Genomic DNA, 3,660 nt, shown 5'->3' with positions numbered 1-3,660 from the left:
CGACCCGGCGCACCCGCAGCAGCTCCACCTCGACCTGGAGGTGGACGACCTGGACGCGGCGGAGGCGCGGGTGCTGGAGCTCGGGGCCGTCCGCAGCCCAGGGAGTCGGCGGCCCTGGAGATCAGGGCCCGCGCCTTGGCGCCGTGGACGGCGAAGTCCTTGAGCCGGTCGAACGCGCTCGCGTAGAGCGCGAGTTCGCTGGGCGTGGTGACGGTCACCTGGGCGGACAGCAGCTCCACTCCGGCTTCGGCGTCGTCGAAGATGTTGAACGTCTCCACCGGCCACATGGTGCGGGTCGCGGTGAAGGGGATGACGCCGAGCGAGACGGCCGGCAGTGCCATCGCGGTCAGCAGGTGCTCCAACTGCTCGGCCATCGTGTCGACGGTGCCCAGGCGGTAGTAGAGGACGGACTCCTCCACGAGGATCGCGAAGCGGTGGTGGCCGGTGCGGATGACCCGGGAGCGGGCCAGGCGTGCCTTCACTGCTTCGGCGACGTCGTTGGGGGTGCGGCGGAAGTCGGCCACCGTGGCGAGCAGCGCGGTGGCGTACGCCTCGGTCTGCAGAACACCGGGCACGACGCGGGAGGAGTAGGAGCGGAAGTGCCGGGTGCGCTCGTACAGGGGCGTCGCGGATTCCTGGAGTCGGCGCAGGCCAGTGCGGGTGAGGCGGCGCCACTCGACGTACATGGAGTCCACGGCCCGGTTGGCAGCGATCAGGTCCTCGGCCTGGTCGTCGGCACCGCAGGCCCGGCACCAGGTGCGGATGTCGGCGTCCGACGGCGCGGTCTTGGCGTGGATGATGCGGGAGGTCTTGGCACCGTTCCAGCCGCACCGGGCGGCCAGCTCCTGCCCTGTCAGGCCAGCGTCCTGCATGATCTCGCGCAGCCGCGCGGCAACAGCCAGGCGGGCTTCCTGGGCGCTGGAGGACGGAGAGGCGGGCACGGGTGCTGGGCGTCCGGGGTCAGACGGTGTACTGCTCGTGCGGGACAGCGCGCTCCCAGACGGCCTCGAACGCGGTCTCGCAGAGCTTCGCCACGGCGGGGTCCCCGCACATCTCCGGGCCGGCGGAGGCGCCGTCGCCGGTGAAGTGGTTGAAGCGCACGATCGTGTTGTCGAACAGCCAGAAGTCGTTGCCGGGCAGGGCCAGGTCGGAGGCCCGGCGCCGTGGGAGCCAGCGGACCTGCTCGCCAGCGGCGAGGTTGACCACGGTCCCGGCGTGCTCGTAGCGGATGTAGTCGGTGACCGGCTCGGAGACGATCCGGGCCCGGCGCACCACCACGCCGCGGGCGACGGCGGCCCGGACCATCGACACCCAGCCCGACCATCCCATGCCTTCAGGATCGAGGTCCGGGTGGACACCGGTGGTCTGGAACTGCTCGAACTCCGCGGCTTCTGCGGCGATGCCGTAGGAGTCGCGCATCTCCAGGTGCACCGCGCAGTGCCGGGCTGCGGCCAGCATGTCAGAGAAGGCCGTCACGTTCGGCATCGTCGAGTGCCTTCCTGATGATGTGCGCCATGCGCAGCGGGATGCGGGTCACGTTCTCGTGGTCGGGGGTGCCGACCGTATGACCGGGCACCCACTCGGTCGTGCCGATCTCCGCGAGGAGCTCGTCGCCGGGCTTGTATCCCTGGACGACCAGTTCCTTCTGCTCGTCGTCCACCCACGCCATCGGGCTCTCGTCCTTGCCGGTGTTGGGGTCCACCCCGGCGAACCGTAGCGTCATGACGGCCTCCCGCGCCAAGTCGGTTGCGCAGTTTTGCACGACGCTCCTCCCAGAGTGACGAGCCGTCAAGAGCGAGCGGTTGCTATCCAGGGTTGTCAACCTGAGCTCGCAGGTCATCGCACCTTTCTGCGGTCTGGCAATAAGCATGTCCTCTTCGGTGACCTATGCGCCGTGACCGTTCGTCAGCCTGGGCGTTGGGACCGAGGAGGATCTCAATGGCAGAAGGAAGGATCACACGTTGCTGAGGCGCCTGAGTCGGGTCGTGGTGGCGGTCGGGGTGCTGCTTGCGCTGGCACCCGCAGGCCACGCAAGTGCTGCGGAGGGGCACCGGTTGCCCGACCTCTTCTGGAAGAACGGTGCGGAGGCCGCAGGCCCCGATGCATGCCCGCAGGGCTACTTCTGCCTGTATGCCGACCCCGACTTCAACTACACGACGAACGAGTGGGGCGGATATGAGAAGCCGACGGGCGGCAGCATGTTCGCTACTCGGGTGGCGGTTGCCAACCTCGGACAGGGCATGAACGATCGGGCCTCGTCCCTGGTCAACAACACCGGCAGGTCCATGCGGATCTATGAGGACGCGGACTACCGCGGTCACGAGCACCGAATCGCAACGGTCCGCAGCCACTTCCGCACGCTGCGACCGGCGCCGTCCCACACCAGTAGCGAGCGGTACGGACCCGAGGTGGGCTTCGACTGGAACGACAAGATCAGTTCCGTGCGGGCCTGAATCTGGCAGTCAGCCCGGCCGACGCGCTCGACGCCCCGGTGCCAACTCCTGATAGACACCGGGGCGTCGAACGTCCCGACAACCATGTCAGTTCCTGACGACGCTCCCGGGCCGGCGGTCGCCGGCCCGCTCGGCGGCCCCTCGCGACGTGCGGGCCGAGGCCGCCGAACGATTCCGGAGGATCGCGGTCGGACAGGTTCCGGTCCTGGAAGGCGGCGTGGTCCTCGCTCCACTGCTTTGTCAGCCGGGTGACGGTGGCCGGGGAGAGGCCGGCGGTGCCGCCGATGAACTGCTCCAGGGCGGGGACGAAGTCGCCAGGCGGCGGGGCAGGGACGGAGGCGTCACCGGGGGCCGCGCAGGTCGTCGAGGAGTTCGGCCTGGCCGGTCAGGAGGTCGCCGAGGATCGAGCGGGCGACGGCCAGCAGGTCGGCGATCTCGGGGCTGGCGATGCGGTAGTAGGTGGCACCGCCTTCTCGATGGCTGACCACCAGGCGGGTCCGGCGCAGGATGGCGAGTTGCTGGGAGAGGTGGGCGGGTTCGACGCCGACCTCCGGGAGCATCTCGGCGACGGCGTGCGGGCGCTCGCTGAGCAGTTCCAGGACGCGGATACGGACGGGGTGGCTGAGGGCTTTGAAGAACTCGGCCTTCAACTGGTACAGCGGCACGCCCACCACAGGAGGCGACTGCCGGGCATCAGCGTTCACATCGTCACCCTCCTGATCCTGCCCTCGAACCGCGGAACCTCATCAGCTGCCGACCTTAGCAATTCACATGTCCGTTCGAGGAGCGTCGGTCAGGGGCTTCCGAGTGCGCGGAGCGCGGTGTCAAGGTCCGGTCGGACGAGAAGGACGCCGGACGCGTGGGCGGCGAGCAGCGCGGGAGCGGGCCTGCCGCCCAGCCCGCACACCACCAGGGGGGTGGGGCCCGGGCCGGGCCGCTCGGCTGCGGCCACGATGCCCGCTTCGCCGTGCTGGTTCCAGCCGGTGAGGGCGGACAGGTCGACGACGACCCCGTCCGGGCATCTGGCGTGGGCCCATTCGACCGCTCCGTGGAGTCGGTGGGTGGTCCGTTCGCTCAGGAAGCCGGACAGGCGCAGAATGCCGACCTGGCCAGCCTGATCGAGATCCCACTGCATACTCACCGCCGCCCCCTCGCACCACGGACGGGGCGGCGGTGAGTGCGAAGCCGGCCCGCGCGACCGTCGCGG

The 3,660-nt window shown here is 69.8% G+C and carries 6 protein-coding genes and 2 pseudogenes; 2 read left to right on the top strand and 6 right to left on the bottom strand.

All coding sequences use genetic code 11. From position 1 onward, the window contains the following. Positions 1-40: 40 nt before the first annotated feature. Entirely contained in the window at positions 41-163 is a 123-nt protein-coding gene (locus tag ABT095_RS38675) for a hypothetical protein (RefSeq protein ID WP_350534324.1), read from the top strand. A gap of 10 nt (positions 164-173) precedes the next feature. Here the strand turns inward: ABT095_RS38675 and ABT095_RS38670 are convergent. The 3 genes and pseudogenes from ABT095_RS38670 to ABT095_RS38660 form a co-directional block, all read right to left on the bottom strand. Further along, positions 174-872 (bottom strand): annotated as a pseudogene (locus ABT095_RS38670) (helix-turn-helix domain-containing protein); the annotation flags it as partial. A gap of 88 nt (positions 873-960) precedes the next feature. After that, positions 961-1,485, bottom strand: a complete 525-nt coding sequence (locus ABT095_RS38665) for a DUF6879 family protein (protein ID WP_350534322.1) — start codon at positions 1,483-1,485, stop codon at positions 961-963. After that, positions 1,460-1,723: a hypothetical protein gene (locus ABT095_RS38660; RefSeq protein ID WP_350534321.1), complete on the bottom strand. Its 264-nt coding sequence runs from the start codon at positions 1,721-1,723 to the stop codon at positions 1,460-1,462. Before ABT095_RS38660 ends, ABT095_RS38665 begins: the two co-directional genes overlap by 26 nt. A 331-nt stretch (positions 1,724-2,054) precedes the next feature. Here ABT095_RS38660 and ABT095_RS38655 point away from each other — a divergent pair, with 331 nt between their 5' ends. Continuing rightward, positions 2,055-2,453 carry a peptidase inhibitor family I36 protein gene (locus ABT095_RS38655; protein ID WP_350534320.1) on the top strand — a complete coding sequence of 133 codons (399 nt, stop codon included), beginning with the start codon at positions 2,055-2,057 and terminating at the stop codon, positions 2,451-2,453. Positions 2,454-2,634: 181 nt separating this feature from the next. Here the strand turns inward: ABT095_RS38655 and ABT095_RS38650 are convergent. From ABT095_RS38650 to ABT095_RS38640, 3 genes and pseudogenes are all read right to left on the bottom strand, one after another. Then, positions 2,635-2,766: pseudogene (locus ABT095_RS38650) on the bottom strand (IS256 family transposase); the annotation flags it as partial. Positions 2,767-2,794: 28 nt separating this feature from the next. After that, on the bottom strand, positions 2,795-3,124 hold the full coding sequence (locus ABT095_RS38645) for an ArsR/SmtB family transcription factor (RefSeq protein WP_350534323.1): 330 nt from the start codon (positions 3,122-3,124) through the stop codon (positions 2,795-2,797). 122 nt (positions 3,125-3,246) lie between these two features. Further along, complete coding sequence (locus tag ABT095_RS38640; protein WP_350534319.1) at positions 3,247-3,594, bottom strand: STAS domain-containing protein; 348 nt, start codon at positions 3,592-3,594, stop codon at positions 3,247-3,249. Positions 3,595-3,660: the final 66 nt, after the last annotated feature.

It is taken from the genome of Kitasatospora sp. NPDC002227, from assembly GCF_040296285.1.
GTDB lineage: Bacteria > Actinomycetota > Actinomycetes > Streptomycetales > Streptomycetaceae > Kitasatospora.
Note: the sequence above shows the minus strand (reverse complement) of the source record. Positions and strands in the feature narration are given on the sequence as shown.